At 55.0% G+C, this 19,587-nt stretch carries 18 protein-coding genes; 4 read left to right on the forward strand and 14 right to left on the reverse strand.

All coding sequences use genetic code 11. From position 1 onward, the window contains the following. Positions 1-151: 151 nt before the first annotated feature. The 3 genes from ghxP to soxR form a co-directional block, all read right to left on the reverse strand. Positions 152-1,501, reverse strand: a complete 1,350-nt coding sequence (gene ghxP, locus ACOTX1_RS19630) for a guanine/hypoxanthine transporter GhxP (RefSeq protein WP_023315228.1) — start codon at positions 1,499-1,501, stop codon at positions 152-154. Positions 1,502-1,795: 294 nt separating this feature from the next. Continuing rightward, a complete protein-coding gene (locus tag ACOTX1_RS19635; RefSeq protein WP_003860274.1) occupies positions 1,796-2,467 on the reverse strand; it encodes a glutathione S-transferase family protein in 672 nt (223 codons plus the stop codon). Between the two features lie 310 nt (positions 2,468-2,777). After that, positions 2,778-3,236 carry a redox-sensitive transcriptional activator SoxR gene (gene soxR, locus ACOTX1_RS19640; RefSeq protein ID WP_023315227.1) on the reverse strand — a complete coding sequence of 153 codons (459 nt, stop codon included), beginning with the start codon at positions 3,234-3,236 and terminating at the stop codon, positions 2,778-2,780. A 98-nt stretch (positions 3,237-3,334) separates the two neighbouring features. Between soxR and soxS the strand changes: the two genes are divergently transcribed. After that, positions 3,335-3,661, forward strand: a complete 327-nt coding sequence (gene soxS, locus ACOTX1_RS19645; protein ID WP_003860277.1) for a superoxide response transcriptional regulator SoxS — start codon at positions 3,335-3,337, stop codon at positions 3,659-3,661. Between the two features lie 6 nt (positions 3,662-3,667). Here soxS and ACOTX1_RS19650 read toward each other — a convergent pair whose 3' ends face one another. Together ACOTX1_RS19650 and ACOTX1_RS19655 are read right to left on the reverse strand one after the other, a co-directional pair. Next, positions 3,668-5,233 carry an EAL domain-containing protein gene (locus tag ACOTX1_RS19650; RefSeq protein ID WP_003860279.1) on the reverse strand — a complete coding sequence of 522 codons (1,566 nt, stop codon included), beginning with the start codon at positions 5,231-5,233 and terminating at the stop codon, positions 3,668-3,670. Between the two features lie 265 nt (positions 5,234-5,498). Continuing rightward, positions 5,499-6,899, reverse strand: coding sequence for a sensor domain-containing diguanylate cyclase (locus ACOTX1_RS19655; RefSeq protein WP_003860281.1), 1,401 nt, complete (start codon positions 6,897-6,899; stop codon positions 5,499-5,501). A gap of 443 nt (positions 6,900-7,342) precedes the next feature. Between ACOTX1_RS19655 and ACOTX1_RS19660 the strand changes: the two genes are divergently transcribed. Then, positions 7,343-7,624, forward strand: coding sequence for a YjcB family protein (locus ACOTX1_RS19660; RefSeq protein WP_003860282.1), 282 nt, complete (start codon positions 7,343-7,345; stop codon positions 7,622-7,624). A 61-nt stretch (positions 7,625-7,685) separates the two neighbouring features. On the opposite strand, the gene ssb1 is transcribed toward ACOTX1_RS19660, so the two are convergent. Then, positions 7,686-8,210 (reverse strand): single-stranded DNA-binding protein SSB1, encoded by a 525-nt coding sequence (gene ssb1 / locus ACOTX1_RS19665; RefSeq protein ID WP_003860284.1) that lies wholly within the window; start codon positions 8,208-8,210, stop codon positions 7,686-7,688. A 251-nt stretch (positions 8,211-8,461) separates the two neighbouring features. Here ssb1 and uvrA point away from each other — a divergent pair, with 251 nt between their 5' ends. Further along, positions 8,462-11,284, forward strand: a complete 2,823-nt coding sequence (uvrA, locus tag ACOTX1_RS19670; protein ID WP_003860287.1) for an excinuclease ABC subunit UvrA — start codon at positions 8,462-8,464, stop codon at positions 11,282-11,284. A gap of 3 nt (positions 11,285-11,287) precedes the next feature. On the opposite strand, the gene ACOTX1_RS19675 is transcribed toward uvrA, so the two are convergent. The 6 genes from ACOTX1_RS19675 to dnaB all read right to left on the reverse strand — a co-directional run bounded on the left by ACOTX1_RS19675 (position 11,288) and on the right by dnaB (position 16,957). Next, positions 11,288-11,641 carry an MmcQ/YjbR family DNA-binding protein gene (locus ACOTX1_RS19675; protein ID WP_003860288.1) on the reverse strand — a complete coding sequence of 118 codons (354 nt, stop codon included), beginning with the start codon at positions 11,639-11,641 and terminating at the stop codon, positions 11,288-11,290. 2 nt (positions 11,642-11,643) lie between these two features. Next, positions 11,644-12,060 (reverse strand): secondary thiamine-phosphate synthase enzyme YjbQ, encoded by a 417-nt coding sequence (locus ACOTX1_RS19680; RefSeq protein WP_003860290.1) that lies wholly within the window; start codon positions 12,058-12,060, stop codon positions 11,644-11,646. Between the two features lie 112 nt (positions 12,061-12,172). After that, positions 12,173-12,886, reverse strand: a complete 714-nt coding sequence (aphA, locus tag ACOTX1_RS19685) for an acid phosphatase AphA (RefSeq protein WP_022650226.1) — start codon at positions 12,884-12,886, stop codon at positions 12,173-12,175. A 259-nt stretch (positions 12,887-13,145) separates the two neighbouring features. Further along, the gene (gene tyrB, locus ACOTX1_RS19690) at positions 13,146-14,339 is read right to left on the reverse strand and encodes an aromatic amino acid transaminase (RefSeq protein ID WP_023315226.1); all 1,194 of its coding nucleotides are present in this window, start codon (positions 14,337-14,339) and stop codon (positions 13,146-13,148) included. A 109-nt stretch (positions 14,340-14,448) separates the two neighbouring features. Continuing rightward, positions 14,449-15,528: an alanine racemase gene (gene alr, locus ACOTX1_RS19695; RefSeq protein WP_003860296.1), complete on the reverse strand. Its 1,080-nt coding sequence runs from the start codon at positions 15,526-15,528 to the stop codon at positions 14,449-14,451. Between the two features lie 16 nt (positions 15,529-15,544). Beyond that, positions 15,545-16,957 carry a replicative DNA helicase gene (gene dnaB, locus ACOTX1_RS19700; protein WP_003860298.1) on the reverse strand — a complete coding sequence of 471 codons (1,413 nt, stop codon included), beginning with the start codon at positions 16,955-16,957 and terminating at the stop codon, positions 15,545-15,547. 60 nt (positions 16,958-17,017) lie between these two features. Here dnaB and ACOTX1_RS19705 point away from each other — a divergent pair, with 60 nt between their 5' ends. Next, positions 17,018-18,001: a quinone oxidoreductase gene (locus ACOTX1_RS19705; protein WP_023315225.1), complete on the forward strand. Its 984-nt coding sequence runs from the start codon at positions 17,018-17,020 to the stop codon at positions 17,999-18,001. Positions 18,002-18,186: 185 nt separating this feature from the next. Here ACOTX1_RS19705 and pspG read toward each other — a convergent pair whose 3' ends face one another. Together pspG and dusA are read right to left on the reverse strand one after the other, a co-directional pair. Continuing rightward, on the reverse strand, positions 18,187-18,429 hold the full coding sequence (gene pspG, locus ACOTX1_RS19710; protein ID WP_017382623.1) for an envelope stress response protein PspG: 243 nt from the start codon (positions 18,427-18,429) through the stop codon (positions 18,187-18,189). 136 nt (positions 18,430-18,565) lie between these two features. Next, a complete protein-coding gene (gene dusA / locus ACOTX1_RS19715; RefSeq protein ID WP_023315224.1) occupies positions 18,566-19,561 on the reverse strand; it encodes a tRNA dihydrouridine(20/20a) synthase DusA in 996 nt (331 codons plus the stop codon). Positions 19,562-19,587 lie beyond the last annotated feature (26 nt).

Here is a 19,587-nt window from a genome sequence, read left to right on the forward strand (position 1 = left end):
CGTTCCCTGTTTGCTGTGTTTCTTATAAGCCAAACCTGAGGCGTCGTGCCTCTTATTCTATCCTCTCCAGAGTAACGTAAAAGGCAACAGGATGAGTCCTGAAAATAAAAACGGGCGGCCTTAGCCACCCGTTTTCGCATAAAAAGTCAATTCAGATGGCCCAGCCGCCCGCGTAGAACGCCACCAGCGCAACGGCGATGACCACGGTCCCAATGTTCAGCTTGCGCCACTCACCGGAGACCAGACGCCCAATCACCAGCGAGGCGAAGCCGATCATAATGCCGGTCACGATGTTACAGGTCAGCACGATGAATACCGCAGTGATCAGGCCGGACATGGCATCAACAAAATCCGCGAAGTCGATTTTCGCCACGTTGCTCAGCATCAGCAGGCCAACGTACATCAGCGCAGGTGCGGTCGCGTAAGCTGGCACCAGATAAGAGAGCGGAGAGAGGAACAGGATCAGCAGGAACAGCACGCCAACGGTGATGGCCGTCAGGCCGGTTTTGCCGCCTGCCGCCGTACCCGCTGCGGACTCAATGTACACCGCCGCAGGCGCCGCACCCACCAGGCCAGAGAAAACGCTGCTCAGGGAGTCGGTGGTCAGCGCTTTGCCGCCGTCAATAATCTGTCCGTCTTTATCCAGCAGGTTCGCCTGACCGGCCACCGCGCGGATGGTGCCGGTGGCGTCAAACACCGCGGTCATTACCAGCGCCAGCACGCTTGGCAGGATCACTGGGTTCAGCGCGCCCACAATATCCAGGCTGCCAATCAGGGAGTTGCCTTTGTCATCGCTCAGCGACGGCATGGCGAAAATCCCGGAGAAATGAACGGTCGGGTCGAAGATCAGGCCGACGATGGACACGCCGATAATGGTCAGCAGAATGCCGCCCGGCACTTTCAGTTTTTCCAGGCCAATGATCACCGCCAGACCCACCAGCGACATGATCACCGGGAAGCTCGCGAAGTTACCCAGCGCAACCGGCAGGCCGTCCAGCGGGTTCTTGATGACCAGGCCGACGCCGTTGGCAGCGATCAGCAGCAGGAACAGACCAATACCGATGCCGGTGCCGTGCGCCACGCCCTGCGGCAGGTTGCGCAAAATCCAGCTACGAATGCCGGTTGCTGAAATTACGGTGAACAGCACGCCCATCAGGAACACGGCGCCGAGCGCTACCGGGACGCTGATCTGCTGGCCCAGCACCAGGCTGAAGGCGGTAAACGCGGTCAGGGAGATGGCGCACCCGATCGCCAGAGGCAGGTTCGCCCACAGGCCCATCACAATCGAACCCACACCCGCAACCAGGCAGGTGGCAACGAAGACCGCCGCTGGCGGGAAGCCCGCTTTGCCGAGCATGCCCGGCACCACGATGACGGAGTACACCATCGCCAGAAACGTGGTCAGACCGGCAACAACTTCCTGGCGCACGGTGCTGCCGCGAGCAGAAATTTTAAACATGGCGTCAAGTGAACCGCCGGTACGCGCAGATGGCGTAGACATAGAAAACATCCCCTGAGAGTTTTTTAGGAAGTCCGTAAGCGAGGTGGAGACGCCACTGCCAGCTAAACGTCAAATCCTTGTGTTGCGTTTGCGACGAAAGGGCGTCACAGAAAAAGCAAACGTTTAGCTCCGCGCTTACAAACGGGTGGTCAAATTAAGGCAAACGATTATCTAGCCTAATACCCGCCCTTTTCAACTGAACTTTCTCGTTTTTCGCTAAAATTGCCTCATGACGATGAAGAATTAAGCAGAGGATGCGCAAACGTTATCGTCCATGCGCAATTTCGTTAAATTTCATCCCTCGCCGGGGATCGTCAGTGGGCCGCCTTTCGCAAGCGTTGTCTGCCAGCCCGGACGTGCCTCCACTCTCTGTTTCCACGCCGCTATGTGGTCGAGATTGTCGATGCCGCCTCTCGCCAGCAGGGCGAAGAGGGGAAAACTCATCTGGATATCAGCCATGGTCAGCGTGTCGCCGGCAAACCAGCTGTTTTCGGCAAGATGATCGTTAATAAAGCGCGCATGCGTTTCCAGCTGGCGGTTGAGATACGCTTTTTGCACCCCCTGCCCCAGCGCCTTACCCAGCGTGCGCAGGCCAAACGGGACGGGTGGTTTGCCGAGGCTGTTAAACACCAGCTTCATTAACAGTAGCGGCATCAAAGACCCTTCGGCGTAATGCAGCCAGAAGCGATACTGCACTTTATGGGCGGGATCTAACGGTTTGAATCGTGACGCCGAATCGTACGTTTCCTGAAGATATTCCAGAATCGCACCTGATTCGGCCAGAACCAGTCCGTTATCTTCGAGTACCGGGGATTTTCCCAGCGGATGCACTTTTTTGAGCGAGTCTGGCGCGAGCATGGTTTTTTCGCGCTGGTAGCGCACGATGTCGTACGTCAGACCCAGCTCTTCCAGCGCCCAGAGGACACGATGTGAACGAGACTGATTAAGGTGGTGGACCGTTAGCATGATGTTCTCCGATGATTCATACTTTTTAACTATAGAAAACTGAACAACTTCACGAAAAAAATTCGGCTAAAATCTCACCGTCTCCGGTGGCAAAAACGGCGGCCGGGCATAAAATTAAAGTGTCAGTACAAACCGGAACCTCCTTCACAAGCTCGACACGAGGGGTACTGATGTCGGGGGAAACCCTCCCGTGAGCCAGCGGGATAGAGAGAAAGACAAAGACCGGAAAAAACTAAAGCGCCCTTAGTGGCGCTTTAGTTCTTTATGTTTGTTGCCGGGTGGCGGCTGCGCCTTACCCGGCAAACACCTCTCAATCCTCCTCCAGCAACCGTGCCCCTGTTCCCTGCTCGCCCAGCCTGTCACCCGGGTTACGCAGCGGGCAATCGCTACGTGATAAACACCCGCAACCAATGCAGCCATCCAGTTCATCGCGCAGGGCCACCAGCGTGTAAATACGACGATCCAGTTCTTCTCGCCACTGGGACGACAGCTGCTTCCACTCTTTCGCGCTCAGCGAGTGTCCTTCCGGCAATACGCCGAACGCGTCACCAATGGTGGCCAGAGGAATGCCGATACGTTGCGCAATTTTGATAATCGCCACGTAGCGGAGCACATCGCGCGTGTAGCGCCGCTGGTTTCCGGCGTTACGGATACTTTTTATTAACCCTTTGCTTTCATAGAAGTGGAGCGCCGACACCGCCACACCGCTTCGCTTAGCCACTTCACCGGGGGTTAACAGTGCTTTGATGCGCGGTAATCTCTTTTCCATAAAACCTCTTTACCTCAAGTTAACTTGAGGAATTATACTCCCCCGCAGAGAAAATGACGAATCAACCAGGACAGATGTCTCCACAGAGGGGTAACCTTATGTCGCATCAGCAAATTATTCAGACACTTATTGAATGGATTGATGAACATATCGACCAGCCGTTGAACATTGATGTGGTCGCTAAAAAGTCGGGCTATTCGAAATGGTATTTACAGAGAATGTTCCGCACCGTAATGCATCAAACGCTGGGTGATTACATTCGCCAGCGCAGGCTCCTGCTGGCGGCGCAGGCGTTACGCTCAACGCAGCGGCCCATTTTTGATATCGCAATGGATCTGGGCTATGTGTCGCAGCAGACCTTTTCCCGCGTCTTCCGCCGCGAGTTTGACCGTACGCCGAGCGACTACCGCCATCAGCTCAATTAATGCGTGTTAACGCAAGGGTTGCTGCTGCCAGGCCATAAATGCCTGGGGCGGCATCGCTTTCGCGAAGTGCCATCCCTGGCAATACTGTACGCCACGCTTCAGCAGCCAGCTCACCTGCTCCCCCGTCTCGACCCCTTCCGCAATGGTTTTCAGCCGCAGGCTTTGCGCCATCTCAATGATGTGCTCGGCAATCAGGTGGCTGGTGCTGTTGGTGGTTAAGGTATCGATAAAGGATTTGTCGATTTTCAGGATATCGACGTTCAGCGAATAGAGGTTATGCAGGTTAGAGTAGCCGGTTCCGAAATCATCAATCGCCACTTCATACCCCGCCTGACGAAACGCCTGAATGACCGGCGTGGTTTTCGGCACGTCAATAAACCCCCGCTCCGTCACCTCAATTTTGATCTGCTGCGCGCGAACCGAGTAAAAGCGGGCTTTGTCGGAGATCAGGGCGATAAGACGTGAAGAGTGGAAATCTGACGCCGACAGGTTAATCGAGACATACAGATCGGGATGAGCGGCAAGAAAATGGCCCAGATCGCTGAACACCTCCTCCACGACGTAATCCGTAATGCGCTCAATCATCCCCTCTTTTTCTGCCAGGGGAATAAATTCCGCCGGGCTCATAACCTGACCGTTGAATCCAGGCCAGCGCAACAACGCCTCTGCCCCCACGCACTGGTTATTTTTAATATCAATAATGGGCTGATAATGGACGCACAGCTGGCGTTTATTCAGCGCCCGGTGCAGAAGTCGGCCAGGCGAATTGAATTCACGGTGTGTACGCGACCACACCAGCAGAATAATAATGCTGCAAATTATCCCTAGCGGTAGCGTCAGGGTAGCCTGATGATAAAGCGTTTTATAAAAACGGGCACTGGAGGTTGAAACGATGGCCGCAATGGGCCGCTGCTCTGATTTTACGATCGTATAAAAACGGTCATCTTTCTGAAAAGTCGTTTCCTGATGTCGAAGCATCGAATGCAATAAAGAAATATTGGCTTTCTGGCTCACAGAAAAGAATGCATTGCTGACGGTGTCATACACTCCCCACGACAGGGAACGATCGTCTGACATCACCTCACTGTACGAAAGCGGGTTGACCACTGCGACATAATTTCCGCGCTGCATATATATCATTTTATAACCATTAAAAAATGGTGTATCGCGAAAATAATAGATAGCAACGTCGGGTTTACGTGTGTAATTGGCAGCGGGGATGATGTAAGGGTGTTCCGGCGTAAAAAGGGTCGAGCAGAGAAAGTCCTGGCCATCAGCATAAATTAAATCGGCAACAAAAAGGCGACCGCGGGAAACGTTCAACATATATTGACGATGCTCCGGCGTACACACTTTGCCCTGATATTTTTCCGCGTCTTTCCGGGCCAGGTCAACCTGTTGAATAACCCGTTCAGTTTTATTTAAAGCAAGTTCAGCAAACGTGCGCAGCTGGGCGCTGATTTCCGACACTGCACTAAGCTGGGCAAACCATAGCGCAAGCATCACCGGCAGCATAACTACCATGATAATCCCGACCACTTTGAGCATTTTGCGCCGCGCGCTACGATTCATTTCCCGCTCTGTATCCCTGCATGTTGTACGCCTGTAGCAATGAAGACCGGCTGCTTTGATAAACAGGTGATTACGTTGCATGAATCATAGGAAGTTAGCAACTGACTTTTGGTATTAAAAATCCTAAAATTCGTGATGCCGATAATATTTTCCCGTAAGCCAAACTAAAAGTATTCATTTCGTTTCTGATAAGGAAAATAATTACCCGCGACAGGTGTGGAAAATTCGCTGGCTGAAATAGCCTGCTCTTTGTTCTTATGCTGATTTATAAATAATCAGACGCCAGGACCGTTTTTCCTCTTCCCGTACGCTTGGCGTCATATAATGCCTTATCGGCACGCATCAGTATGGCAGAAGTATCTCGTTGCCCCTGACAGACTTCAACCACCCCGGCGCTGAAGGAGAGTACCAGCGTTTTATCGCCCACACGCAGCGGTTTTGAGATCAGCGCGGCACGCAGGCGAGAAGAGAGCAACGTAGCGGCCATACCATCCGTACGCGCCAGCAGAAGAACAAACTCTTCGCCCCCCACCCGTCCCAGCGCTGACCCGGCCGGGCTCACCTCGCGAATACGGTCGCAAAAGTGAATCAATGCTGCATCGCCAACCTGATGTCCCCACCGATCGTTAATCTGCTTGAAATAATCGAGATCGAACATCAGGAGACAGAAGTGGCTACTGACATCCTGCGGCGAACTGGCTGCCAGCGCCATTTTGAGCTGCTGTAAGATTGTCGAGCGATTCAGACAGCCCGTCAGATCGTCCGTGGTGGCTTTGACGGTCAGCTGCTGTTCTGCTTTTTTACGTTCGGTGATATCCAGGCCAATATTGAGAATGGAGTTATCCGGCAAAAGGATGTTTGACCAGAGAATCGTTAACTGCGTCCCGTCTTTACGCACCGGGTGCCATTCGTACATATCCTTAAGTGGTGCGAAACGAACCGACTCCTGCACGCGCTGTCGCTCCTCGGGATCCGGATAAAACAGGGCCAGCGGATCGGGGTGCTCGTCGATTTCAGTCATACTCCAGCCAAAGACTTTTTCGCATTCGGCATTCCACAATACACACCGGTTATGCCTGTCAAAGGCGTTCATTAATACCGGCGCACGCTCAAATAAGGTTTTATATTGCGTGACGACGCGCTGCATTTCTTGCGCCGTTTTTTCCCGCACGATGATGTCATCAAAATAATCTTTTAGCTTCTCAACCAATACCACCACGATATTTTTCAGTATCGGCAACGAGGTAAGTTTTCCATTAAAAGCCAAAAAGAAATAACCACTGCACTGTCTGCCATGCGCTGAGAGTTTACACAGGACGCCGCTTTGCAGCCGCGCATAGCCCGGGTGCTGAGGGGAAAATACCGCCCGGCCAATATGCGCTTTCCAGTATATAACCCGCCAGGCGCGGTGATGCCGCTGCAACAGGGTGCTGGCAAGAAAATCCGCCACGTTGAAGGCGTGACACGTCACGTCGCCGGCACAAACCACGCGCGGCCCGTCTGCGGATTCGACACTGACCCACGAGAGATTTGCCCCCAGAGCGCTGTTGATGGTTTCCAGCATTTCCACCGGCGAACACTGCGCGTTGAGTTGCGGCATCAGCTTCGCCAGGGCGTGCAGCGCCTGCATGCTGTCGTTAATAATCTCGCGTCTTTGTTCTTTCATTATCTTTTCGCAGGTCATTAATCGAGAGAGCAACCGCAATAACTCATATCTGAATAAAAGAATAAGACCACGAAATCAAAGAGCATGCTGAGTGTAAAACAAAGAATATAAAATCCAAAAAAGGCAATTAATTCAATGCGATGAATTATTTCTGCGGGTACATTTATTGTTCCACACAAGCATAATCCATAGACATACTGCTGTAAACGCTATACAGCCGAAGGTGTTTTGCAAAGGTTTTGCTATCTGAATGAATTAAAAATAAAAATTCCGACCAGACGCGGATACGAGCGACGACGATATATTTTCCCTGGTAATAAACCCACTTTTACCTCACGCGGATACTGGCTAATAAAACAGCAAATGTGATATAGTTCACACATCTTATGTAACGAGAAACATTGTTTCATTCCAGTTCGTCTGTTTTGTCGAGGATGAGTATTATGGCAACCATTACCACCAGCATGGTGCTCCTGCGCTGGCCGTTGTTGAGCGCGGTTTTGATGTTCCTGGCCAGCACGTTAAACATTCAGTTCCGAAAGTCCGACTACGCAGGTCTTGCTGTGATTAGCACCCTGTTAGGGTTAGGCGCCGCATGCTGGTTCGCAACAGGTTTGCTCGGTATTACGCTGGTGGATATAGCCGCCGTCTGGGAAAACATTAAAGTGGTGATGGTTGAAGCCATGAGCCACACCCCACCAGACTGGCCGATGGTGATTACCTGATAGCCTGTTATAAAAAAACCCAGACATTATCTGGGTTTTTTGTGTTTCACGCGTCTGGATATCAGAACGGGATATCGTCGTCGAAATCCATTGGCGGTTCGTTAGACGGTGCCGGAGCAGACTGCTGCTGCGGACGGGACTGCGCGCCGCCGCTAAACTGATTGCCGCCCTGCGGCTGCTGAGGCTGGCCCCAACCGCCCTGCTGCTGGCCGCCACCTGCCGGTGCGCCGCCGCCCTGACGGCCACCCAGCATCTGCATGGTGCCGCCAACATTCACCACCACTTCCGTGGTGTATTTTTCCTGACCGGATTGATCGGTCCATTTGCGGGTACGCAGTTGGCCTTCAATGTAAACCTGAGAGCCTTTACGCAGATACTCACCGGCCACTTCAGCCAGTTTGCCAAACAGCACAACACGGTGCCATTCGGTCTGCTCTTTCATTTCACCGGTCGCTTTATCACGCCAGGATTCGGAAGTAGCCAGCGTAATGTTGGCAACTGCGCCACCACTCGGCATGTAGCGTACTTCCGGGTCCTGGCCCAGATTACCGACGAGAATCACCTTGTTTACGCCTCTGCTGGCCATGTTCGTGTCTCCTGAATACGTTTCTTAATAGTGTAAACGCGCGAGTGTACCATTTCCACGCTGCATTTTGATAGCTGCGAGATGGATTCCAGAGTTCTCGTGCGAACATAACATTGTTACACAGTCCGTCAGAAAATGCATTCCAATACTGTATATTCAAACAGGTCATTTTGTGTCATAATTAGCCGTTTCTGACAGCCGTTTGTCCTTCAAACAAATCAGGCAATCCGTGTTCCAACCGGGAAAGGTGAATGGATAAGATCGAAGTTCGGGGCGCCCGCACCCACAATCTCAAGAATATCAACCTCATAATCCCTCGCGACAAACTCATCGTCGTGACCGGGCTTTCGGGGTCTGGCAAATCCTCACTGGCTTTCGACACCTTGTATGCCGAAGGACAGCGTCGTTACGTTGAATCGCTCTCGGCGTACGCGCGTCAGTTCCTGTCGCTGATGGAAAAACCGGATGTCGACCACATTGAAGGGTTATCTCCTGCTATCTCCATTGAGCAGAAATCCACGTCGCATAACCCGCGATCCACGGTCGGTACCATTACCGAAATCCATGACTACCTGCGTCTGCTGTATGCGCGCGTGGGCGAGCCGCGCTGCCCGGATCACGACGTTCCGCTGGCGGCCCAGACCGTCAGCCAGATGGTGGATAACGTGCTGTCGCAGCCGGAAGGCAAACGCCTGATGCTGCTGGCGCCAATCATTAAAGAGCGTAAGGGCGAACACACTAAAACGCTGGAAAATCTGGCAAGCCAGGGCTATATCCGCGCCCGTATCGACGGCGAAGTGTGTGACCTGTCCGATCCGCCAAAGCTGGAGCTGCAAAAGAAACACACCATCGAAGTGGTGATTGACCGGTTTAAGGTACGTGAAGATCTGGCGACGCGTCTGGCGGAATCCTTTGAAACGGCGCTGGAACTGTCGGGCGGCACGGCGGTGGTGTCAGACATGGACGATGCAAAAGCGGAAGAGCTGCTCTTCTCCGCTAACTTCGCCTGCCCGATTTGCGGCTACAGCATGCGCGAGCTGGAACCGCGCCTGTTCTCGTTCAACAACCCGGCGGGCGCGTGCCCGACCTGTGACGGCCTGGGCGTTCAGCAGTATTTCGACCCGGACCGCGTGATCCAGAACCCGGAACTGTCGCTGGCGGGTGGCGCCATTCGCGGCTGGGACAAGCGTAACTTCTATTACTTCCAGATGCTGAAGTCGCTGGCGGAGCACTACAAGTTCGACGTTGAAGCCCCGTGGGCCAGCCTGAGCGCGAACGTACATAAAGTGATCCTGTTCGGTTCCGGCAAAGAGAACATTGAGTTCAAGTACATGAACGATCGCGGTGACACTTCCGTGCGTCGCCACCCGTTCGAAGGGGTGCTGCACAACATGGAGCGCCGCTACAAAGAGACCGAATCCAGCGCGGTGCGTGAGGAGCTGGCGAAGTTCATCAGCAACCGCTCCTGCGCCACCTGCGAGGGTACACGTCTGCGTCGCGAAGCGCGTCACGTGTTTGTCGAAAACACGGCGCTGCCGACCATCTCAGACATGAGCATCGGCCACGCGATGGACTTCTTTAACAACCTGAAGCTCTCCGGCCAGCGCGCGAAAATCGCTGAAAAAGTGCTGAAAGAGATCGGCGATCGCCTCAAGTTCCTCGTGAACGTTGGCCTGAACTACCTGACGCTTTCCCGCTCGGCTGAAACGCTCTCCGGCGGTGAAGCCCAGCGTATCCGTCTGGCGAGCCAGATTGGCGCAGGCTTAGTCGGCGTGATGTACGTGCTGGATGAGCCGTCTATCGGCCTACACCAGCGCGACAACGAACGCCTGCTCGGCACGCTGGTTCACCTGCGTAACCTTGGCAACACTGTGATTGTGGTTGAGCACGACGAAGACGCCATTCGCGCCGCTGACCACGTGATCGACATCGGCCCGGGCGCTGGCGTGCACGGCGGACAGGTGGTGGCAGAAGGGACGCTGAAAGACATTATGGCGGTGCCCGAGTCGCTGACCGGCCAGTACATGAGCGGCAAGCGCAAAATTGAAGTACCAAAACAGCGCGTGGCGGCGAACCCGGAAAAAGTGCTGAAGCTAACCGGGGCGCGCGGCAACAACCTGAAGGACGTGACCCTGACGCTGCCTGTCGGGCTGTTCACCTGCATCACCGGCGTGTCCGGTTCCGGTAAATCGACGCTGATCAACGATACGCTGTTCCCGATTGCGCAGACGGCGCTGAACGGCGCGACGCTGGCTGAACCTGCACCGTACCGCGACATTCAGGGGCTGGAGCATTTCGACAAGGTTATCGACATCGACCAGAGCCCGATTGGCCGTACGCCGCGTTCCAACCCGGCGACCTATACCGGCGTCTTTACGCCCGTACGTGAACTCTTTGCCGGCGTGCCGGAAGCGCGTTCACGCGGCTATACGCCAGGCCGTTTCAGCTTTAACGTGCGCGGCGGCCGCTGTGAAGCGTGCCAGGGCGACGGCGTAATCAAGGTTGAGATGCACTTCCTGCCGGATATCTACGTGCCGTGCGACCAGTGTAAAGGTAAGCGTTATAACCGCGAAACGCTGGAGATTAAGTACAAAGGCAAGACCATCCACGAAGTGCTGGATATGACCATCGAAGAGGCGCGCGAGTTCTTTGACGCCGTCCCTGCGCTGGCGCGTAAGCTGCAAACCCTGATGGATGTGGGTCTGACCTATATCCGTCTGGGGCAGTCAGCGACAACGCTGTCCGGTGGTGAAGCGCAGCGCGTGAAGCTGGCGCGTGAGCTGTCTAAACGCGGTACCGGTCAGACGCTGTACATTCTGGATGAGCCGACCACCGGCCTGCATTTTGCGGATATCCAGCAGCTGCTGGACGTGCTGCACCAGCTACGCGATCAGGGCAACACCATCGTGGTGATTGAGCACAACCTGGACGTGATTAAAACCGCGGACTGGATTGTCGATCTCGGCCCGGAAGGCGGCAGCGGCGGCGGTGAAATCCTCGTCTCCGGTACGCCAGAGACCGTTGCAGAGTGCGAAGCCTCGCACACCGCGCGCTTCCTCAAACCGTTGCTGTAATCGTTACACGGAGAGCTGCTGTCGGATCGTTTCCGGCAGCAGTTCTACCGCCTGTTGATACGACGCATCCACCAGGTAGTAAATTTGCGAATCTGGCAGCGAGCCGTCGAGAAACACCGTACTCCAGTGTGCTTTATTCAGATGCTTGCTAGGCCTGACATCATCGTGCTGCTGGCGCAGTAAGTCGGCCAGTTCAGGACTGGTTTTCAGTGATGCCGCAGGCCGCGCATCCACCTCTTTCACCATCGCGAACAACACATCCCCCACTTTGATCTGCGTGGCTTTCCAGTCGCTGTGTACGCTTTGTTCCGCCCCCGGCTTGCTCATGCAGTACTGAAGTATCTCCGAAATTGTCATCTTTATTCCCCTTGTAGCGTTGCGATAATTTTACGCGAACCACCGTGAATGCGATGTTCTCCCAGCCAGATCCCCTGCCACGTTCCCAGCAGTAACCGTCCGTTGTAGACCGGCAGCATCAGCGAGACGCCCAGCAAAGAGGATTTGATGTGCGAAGGCATATCGTCCGCCCCCTCGTAATCATGCTCATACGGGGCGTTATCCGGGACGGTTTTCAGAAAATGCCGCTCCATGTCAGACCGGACGGTGGGATCGCAATTTTCATTGAGCGTGAGAGAAGCAGACGTGTGCTGAAGCAGCAGATGCAGCAAACCCGTTTTGACGCGCGACAGGTCGCGGATTTGCCCGATGACTTCGTCCGTCACAAGGTGAAATCCGCGTGGTTTTGCGCTTAAGGTCAGGGTCTGTTGATACCACATGTGCTGCTCCATTATGAAAGGTGAATCTTTCTAAGTGTGCAGCAAGAAAGCGAAAGGTAAAACCCGCGCAGCGAGATTTGCTTAAAAAAGCATTCACCCCGCCGTTAATGCATCAGTATTCAGAGTTAACGATCACCTCTTCACCAAATTTTCCGGCCATCGGCAGCGGTCGGTAGGTGGAGTTCGAGGCGCGTAACACCCTGATGCCTCTGGCTCCCACGTCGTGCGCCGCGGTGATGTCGTTATCTGAATCCCCGTAGAACACTTTGATATTTTTCTTTTCCAGCCACTGGGTTTTGGTGTTTTGCCCTTCCTGGTCCCCGGCAAAAATGACCGGATTCATGCTGGCCGCCGGGATCAGAAAATCATCCTGTAGCGTTTTCGAGACGGTTTCGGTTTTGGTCTGGCTACGTCCGGTCACGAAGTAAATGCTGTCGCCGCGCTTTACGTGCATGGCGATCAGCGCGCGGGCAACCTCTTTCGGGATACTGAACTCATCCCAGCCGTTGTTCATCTTTTCCCAGAATTCCGGGTTTTTCAGATAGGCTTCGCTGTCCGGGGAGTACGTTTTTTTGCCGCGCCAGAAACCGGGGCTGGAGAAGAGAACGGTATCGTCAATATCGAAGCCCACGGCTATCGGCGGGCGACCCGTCAGGCTGTTTTCAATTTGTGCCACTGAAACCCAGTGAATGGGGGCCTGTTCGGCAAGAATGGCGGCGGTGGTGCCGGTGTAAAGCGGCGTGGGTGCAGAAGCCCGCGCAACAACGGTACTATTAAGCGAGAACAATAAGCAGGCGGCGCTGAGCGCCAGTGTGATCTTGCGCATATTTTCCCCTGAATATTCAGTTTGTTATCTTTTTATTTTGAGCGGATGGTCAAAAAACTATCCGACCATAACCCCAGCGGGAGGGGAAGGAAAGGAGTTTTTACTTATGAAGCGGAATAAAAAGAAGACGATCACAAAGTGTGGATGAGTGATGTAGGCCCGGTAAGGCGCAACCGCCACCGGGCAAGATTTTCTGCGGCCTGATGTCCTCACCCCAGCCCTCTCCCACAGGGAGAGGGAGATAATAAGTAGTGAGTACTTACATCACAGCTGCAAACGCCTGCGCCACGCGCTGGACGTTGCTGGCATTCAGACCCGCCACGCACATACGGCCGCTGGCGATCAGGTAGACACCGAACTCTTCACGCAGGCGATCGACCTGCGCTGCGCTCAGTCCGGTGTAGCTGAACATCCCGCGCTGCTTGAGAAGATAATCAAAGTTATGCCCAGGCACGGCCTCTTTCAGGACGTTAACCAGCTCCTGACGCATCGACAGGATGCGCTTACGCATCGCTTCTACTTCGGCAAGCCAGGACGATTTCAGTGTTTCGTCACCGAGAACTGTCGCCACCACCTGCGCACCAAAGTTCGGCGGGCTGGAGTAGATCCGGCGGACCGTCGCTTTCAGCTGGCCGAGTACGCGTCCCGCGGCTTCAGCGTCTTCACACACCACGGACAGACCGCCAACGCGCTCGCCGTACAGGGAGAAGATTTTTGAGAAGGAGTTGCTGACCAGAGCGGGAAGCCCCGCGCTGGCAATCGCGCGAATGGCGTAGGCGTCTTCCTCCATGCCCGCGCCAAAGCCCTGATAGGCGATGTCGAGGAACGGGATCAGGTTACGCGCCTTCAGTATCTCGATCACCGCATCCCACTGGGCATTGGTGAGGTCCGCACCCGTCGGGTTATGGCAGCACGGATGCAGCAATACGATACTGCGCTCCGGCAGGGTGTTCAGTTTTTCCAGCAGCGCATCAACGCGCACGCCGTTGGTTTCGCTGTCGAACCACGGATAGGTTTCAACCTTAAAGCCCGCGCCCTCGAAGATCGCAACGTGGTTTTCCCACGTCGGGTCGCTGACCCACACGCCGGAATCCGGGAAGTACTTTTTCAGGAAATCTGCGCCTACCTTCAGCGCACCCGAGCCACCCAGCGTCTGGATAGTCGCCACGCGCTTTTGCGCGAGCACCGCGTGGTCGGCACCAAACAGCAGCGGCGCGATAGTGTTGCGGTAGGTGTTTAATCCTTCCATCGGCAGATAAAGCGAAGCACCGTGCGGGGTTGCGTTAAGACGCGCTTCAGCTTCAGCAACGGCTTTCAACTGAGGAATGATGCCGTCTTCGTTGTAGTAAAGACCAATGCTGAGGTTCACTTTGTCGCTGCGAGGATCTTCTTTGAAACGCTCCATCAAGGAGAGGATAGGGTCGCCGGCGTAGGCGTCTACTTTCTGAAACACGCGATGTTCTCCGGATTATTATGAGGCAGGGAATTCAACAATAAACCGGAAGCGGAAGAAGATCGAGGGGATGTTAACAGAAGCGGGATGCACCGCATCCCGCTCATGCTTAGTCGACATATTTCATCGCGACCCTTGAGGTAAGACGCGTGATAAGTTCGTAAGCACTCACTTTTGTTATTTCAGCAATACGTTCTACCGGCAGGCCTTCGCCCCACATCACCGCATCGTCCCCCGCTTTATCCTGCGCGTCGGGCCCCAGATCAACACAAATCATGTCCATCGCCACGCGGCCGACAATCTTCACTTCACGACCGTTGACCAGCACCGGCGTGCCCGTTGGTGCGGCGCGGGGATAGCCGTCACCGTAGCCCATCGCCACCACGCCAAGACGGGTATCGCGCTCGCTGATCCAGGTGCCGCCGTAACCTACCGGCTCTCCCGCTTTGTGCTCACGCACGGCAATCAGCTTTGAAACCAGCGACATCACCGGCTTAAAGCCAAAGTCCGGCCCCCAGGGTTTGTTCTCCAGTGGCGATACGCCGTAAAGAATGATGCCCGGACGCGCCCAGTCGAAGTGCGACTGCGGCCACAGCAGAATACCGCCGGATGCCGCGATCGAGCGCATCCCCGGTTTGCCTTCGCAGAAGGTGTTGAAGATATCAAGCTGCTGTTCCGTTGCGCCGCATTCAGGCTCATCGGCGCGGGCAAAGTGGCTGACGATGTTCACCGGCTGACGCACATTTTTGCACTGACACAGACGCTGATAAAACGCCTCCGCGCTTTCCGGCCGCACGCCCAGACGGTGCATGCCCGTGTCGAGCTTCATCCAGACGGTGACCGGCTCGCTCAGTTCGGCCGTTTCCAGCGCGGCCAGCTGTTCTTCGTTATGCACCGCCGTGTGCAGGTGCTGATCGGCAATGGTCGGCAGGTCCGAGGCTTCAAAAAAGCCTTCGAGGAGCAGAATCGGTTGCGTAATTCCACCTGCGCGCAGGCGGAGAGCTTCTTCGAGACGGGCGACGCCAAAAGCGTCGGCATCGGGGAGCGTTCGCGCGGTCTCAAGAAGACCGTGTCCGTAAGCGTTCGCTTTCACGACTGCAACGAGCTTACTGGCGGGCGCCAGTTCTCGCAGACGTTGCAGGTTGTGTCGCAGAGCGCGGCGGTTAATAACAACAGTTGCCGCTTGCATTTGAATTCCTTAGAAATTACTCATCATCATATTGAGGACCGGCATAGTTGTCGAAACGCGACCACTGGCCGTTAAAGGTCAGACGTACCGTACCGATGGGGCCGTTACGTTGCTTACCAATAATAATTTCGGCGATCCCTTTCAGGTCGCTGTTCTCGTGATAAACCTCATCACGGTAGATGAACATGATTAAGTCGGCATCCTGCTCGATGGAGCCGGATTCACGCAGGTCGGAGTTGACCGGGCGCTTGTCTGCACGTTGTTCCAGAGAGCGGTTAAGCTGCGACAGCGCCACCACCGGCACGTGCAGCTCTTTGGCTAACGCCTTGAGCGAGCGCGAAATCTCGGCAATCTCCAGCGTACGGTTGTCGGAAAGCGACGGAACGCGCATCAGCTGAAGGTAGTCGATCATGATGAGACCGATGCCACCGTGTTCACGGGCGATACGGCGCGCGCGGGAGCGCACTTCCGTCGGCGTCAGGCCGGAGGAGTCATCAATATAGATGTTCCGTTTTTCCAGCAAAATCCCCATGGTGCCGGAGATCCGCGCCCAGTCCTCATCGTCCAGCTGACCGGTACGGATGCGGGTCTGATCCACGCGCGACAGGGACGCCAGAGAACGCATCATGATCTGTTCAGAGGGCATCTCCAGACTGAAGATAAGCACCGGCTTATCCTGCAACATCGCCGCGTTTTCGACGAGGTTCATTGCAAATGTCGTTTTACCCATCGACGGACGTGCGGCCACGATAATCAAATCCGACGGCTGAAGACCTGCCGTTTTCTTGTTGAGATCGTCATAACCAGTGTTCACCCCCGTCACGCCATCGTGCGGCTGCTGGAAAAGCTGCTCAATACGTGCAACGGTGGCGTCGAGCACATCGGCGATGTTTTTCGGGCCTTCGTCTTTATTCGCACGGCTTTCGGCGATTTTAAAGACGCGGGATTCCGCCAGGTCGAGCAGATCTTCGCTGGTGCGCCCCTGGGGATCGAAACCGGCCTCGGCGATCTCATTCGCCACCGAGATCATCTCGCGGACAACGGCACGTTCACGAACGATATCAGCGTAAGCGCTGATGTTCGCGGCACTTGGCGTGTTTTTTGACAGTTCTGCCAGATAGGCAAATCCGCCGACGCTGTCGAGCTGTCCCAGACGCTCCAGCGATTCTGCGAGCGTAATCAGGTCGATCGGGCTGCCCGACTCCTGCAAACGCGCCATTTCCGTAAAGATGTGGCGGTGCGGGCGGGTATAGAAGTCTTCCGCGACAACGCGCTCGGCGACGTCGTCCCAGCGTTCGTTATCCAGCATTAAACCGCCCAACACCGACTGTTCCGCTTCAATCGAGTGCGGCGGGACTTTTAACCCGGCGACCTGATAATCACGCTCACGAGGTTCAGTCTGTTTGTTGAAGGGTTTGTTTCCTGCCATAGTGAATGGAGTTACCGAGATAAAGAGTGGGTCGAAAGATTACCACATTCTGGAGGAAGCATGGCAACACGTATTGAATTTCACAAGCATGGTGGCCCTGACGTACTCAAAGCGGTGGAATTTACCCCCGCTGCGCCTGGCGAGAACGAAATCCAGGTGGAAAACAAAGCTATCGGCATTAACTACATCGATACCTATATTCGCGGCGGCCTCTATCCGCCTCCGTCGATGCCGAGCGGGCTGGGCACCGAGGCGGCCGGCATCGTCAGCAAAGTGGGCAGCGCGGTTAAGCACATTAAGGAAGGCGATCGCGTGGTGTACGCGCAGTCGGCGCTGGGCGCTTACAGCTCCATCCATAACGTTCCGGCCGAGAAAGCGGCGCTTCTGCCAAATGCGATCGGCTTCGAGCAGGCTGCCGCCTCATTCCTGAAAGGGCTGACGGTCTATTATCTGCTGCGTAAAACCTACGAAATTAAGCCTGACGAGCAATTCCTGTTTCACGCAGCCGCAGGTGGCGTGGGGCTGATTGCCTGCCAGTGGGCGAAAGCCCTGGGCGCGAAGCTGATCGGCACCACAGGCAGCGCGCAAAAAGCGCAGCGTGCGCTGGACGCGGGCGCATGGCAGGTGATCAACTACCGGGAAGAGAGCATCGTTGAGCGGCTAAAAGAGATCACTGGCGGCAAAAAGGTCCGCGTGGTGTATGACTCGGTGGGGAAAGACACCTGGGAATCTTCGTTGGACTGCCTGCAACGTCGCGGGCTGATGGTGAGCTTCGGTAACGCCTCCGGGGCTGTCACCGGGGTGAACCTGGGCATTCTGAATCAGAAAGGATCACTGTACGTCACTCGCCCTTCCCTGCAAGGTTACATCACCAACCGGGAAGAACTCGAGGAAGCCAGCAACGAGCTGTTCTCGCTGATCGCCAGCGGGGTGATTAAAGTGGATGTGGCAGAGGCGCAGAAATATCCGCTGACCGATGCGCAACGTGCGCATGAGGTGCTGGAGAGCCGGGCAACGCAGGGGTTGAGTCTGTTAATTCCCTGAGCCATAAAAAGAAATTGGGCTTCCCGTGGGAAGCCCTTTCTTTTTTTTAGTTCGGCTGTATGTAGGGTACAGCTCGATGAATTCTTTAGCGGCAGCCATAGTGACAGATTCGATAAGTAAATCCTATTCTGTTCTAAAGATTGCTGCCGGAAAAGTTGCAGGTATGTGACGTACCCCTCAATACCTTAGTAACGGAAGCGGTTATTACGCTGATAAGTCGGCAGTTTTGGTGATTTAATCGCCCGTATGGCCCATACCACCGCAATCGCCAGAAGTAACCACGGCAAGAGTTTAATCGTCAGGGCAAATAAACCGCCGACAAACATCACCACCGTGGCCACTACGAGCGCGGCCAGGATGCCGAGCAGCGATACGCCCGTGACCATCAGCATGATAAAGAAGCCAATCACAAAAAGTAGTTCCAGCATGGTGCTCTCCCACGAGTTCCCGAATGATGCTGCGATCGTTACAAGAAACATGCCAAAAATAAGTTGTTGTTCTGAAAGCAAAACGCCCCGCAATGTCTTGCAGGGCGTGGCGTATTTGACCATCTTTTAGCGAAATTTAACGTTTATCCGCAACCAGACGCAGCGCGTGTTCCAGGACCTCAATATCCGCACCGGCCTTATGCGCGTTCTCGCTGAGATAACGACGCCACTGGCGCGCACCAGGAATGCCCTGGAACAGGCCAAGCATATGGCGGGTAATGTGGCCCAGATACGTACCATGACTCAGCTCGCGCTCAATGTACGGATACATGGCGCGCACTACGGCCACGGGATCGGTGTCAGCATCCTCAACGCCAAAGATTTCCCGGTCAACCGTCGCCAGAATGCCCGGATTCTGATACGCCTCGCGTCCGACCATCACGCCATCCATATGTTCGAGGTGCGCTTTGGCCTCGTCCAGCGACTTAATACCGCCATTGATCGACATGGTCAGGTGTGGGAAGTCGCGTTTCAGCTGGTACACGCGCGGGTAGTCCAGCGGCGGGATCTCGCGGTTTTCTTTCGGGCTGAGGCCTGAGAGCCAGGCTTTACGGGCGTGGATGATAAACATCTCGCATTCACCCTTCCCTGATACCGTGTTGATGAAATCACACAGAAACTCATAGCTGTCCTGGTCGTCTATGCCGATACGGGTTTTGACCGTGACCGGGATAGAGACGACGTCGCGCATCGCTTTGATGCAGTCCGCCACCAGGTGTGCATTTCCCATCAGACACGCGCCGAACATACCGTTTTGCACACGGTCGGACGGGCAACCGACGTTGAGGTTAATCTCGTCATAGCCGCGTTCTTCAGCCAGCTTCGCGCACTGCGCCAGCGCAGCCGGATCGCTGCCACCCAGTTGCAGCGCAACCGGATGCTCCTCTTCGCTGTACGCCAGATAATCGCCCTTGCCATGAATAATTGCGCCGGTAGTGACCATTTCGGTGTACAGCAGCGTATGGCGGGAGAGCTGGCGCAGGAAATAGCGGCAGTGTCTGTCCGTCCAGTCGAGCATTGGCGCAATGGAGAAACGGTGTGCAGGGAAAGCGGTCTGGAATTCTGACGACATGGCGAAGTTTTAAGCATCTGGTGGAA

The organism is Enterobacter cloacae complex sp. IR5401 (assembly GCF_049238425.1).
GTDB lineage: Bacteria > Pseudomonadota > Gammaproteobacteria > Enterobacterales > Enterobacteriaceae > Enterobacter > Enterobacter hormaechei_C.

Bases quoted from the DNA above. Each gene is read 5' to 3' on its own strand.
- ACOTX1_RS19635 (WP_003860274.1), bottom strand. From the start codon at position 2,467: ATGCTAACGGTCCACCACCTTAATCAGTCTCGTTCACATCGTGTCCTC.
- dusA (WP_023315224.1), bottom strand. From the start codon at position 19,561: ATGTCGTCAGAATTCCAGACCGCTTTCCCTGCACACCGTTTCTCCATT.
- ghxP (WP_023315228.1), bottom strand. From the start codon at position 1,501: ATGTCTACGCCATCTGCGCGTACCGGCGGTTCACTTGACGCCATGTTT.
- soxR (WP_023315227.1), bottom strand. From the start codon at position 3,236: ATGGAAAAGAGATTACCGCGCATCAAAGCACTGTTAACCCCCGGTGAA.
- ACOTX1_RS19675 (WP_003860288.1), bottom strand. From the start codon at position 11,641: ATGACAATTTCGGAGATACTTCAGTACTGCATGAGCAAGCCGGGGGCG.
- ACOTX1_RS19650 (WP_003860279.1), bottom strand. From the start codon at position 5,233: ATGAATCGTAGCGCGCGGCGCAAAATGCTCAAAGTGGTCGGGATTATC.
- ssb1 (WP_003860284.1), bottom strand. From the start codon at position 8,210: ATGGCCAGCAGAGGCGTAAACAAGGTGATTCTCGTCGGTAATCTGGGC.
- soxS (WP_003860277.1), top strand. From the start codon at position 3,335: ATGTCGCATCAGCAAATTATTCAGACACTTATTGAATGGATTGATGAA.
- pspG (WP_017382623.1), bottom strand. From the start codon at position 18,429: ATGCTGGAACTACTTTTTGTGATTGGCTTCTTTATCATGCTGATGGTC.
- alr (WP_003860296.1), bottom strand. From the start codon at position 15,528: ATGCAAGCGGCAACTGTTGTTATTAACCGCCGCGCTCTGCGACACAAC.
- aphA (WP_022650226.1), bottom strand. From the start codon at position 12,886: ATGCGCAAGATCACACTGGCGCTCAGCGCCGCCTGCTTATTGTTCTCG.
- ACOTX1_RS19660 (WP_003860282.1), top strand. From the start codon at position 7,343: ATGGCAACCATTACCACCAGCATGGTGCTCCTGCGCTGGCCGTTGTTG.
- uvrA (WP_003860287.1), top strand. From the start codon at position 8,462: ATGGATAAGATCGAAGTTCGGGGCGCCCGCACCCACAATCTCAAGAAT.
- ACOTX1_RS19655 (WP_003860281.1), bottom strand. From the start codon at position 6,899: ATGAAAGAACAAAGACGCGAGATTATTAACGACAGCATGCAGGCGCTG.
- dnaB (WP_003860298.1), bottom strand. From the start codon at position 16,957: ATGGCAGGAAACAAACCCTTCAACAAACAGACTGAACCTCGTGAGCGT.
- ACOTX1_RS19680 (WP_003860290.1), bottom strand. From the start codon at position 12,060: ATGTGGTATCAACAGACCCTGACCTTAAGCGCAAAACCACGCGGATTT.
- ACOTX1_RS19705 (WP_023315225.1), top strand. From the start codon at position 17,018: ATGGCAACACGTATTGAATTTCACAAGCATGGTGGCCCTGACGTACTC.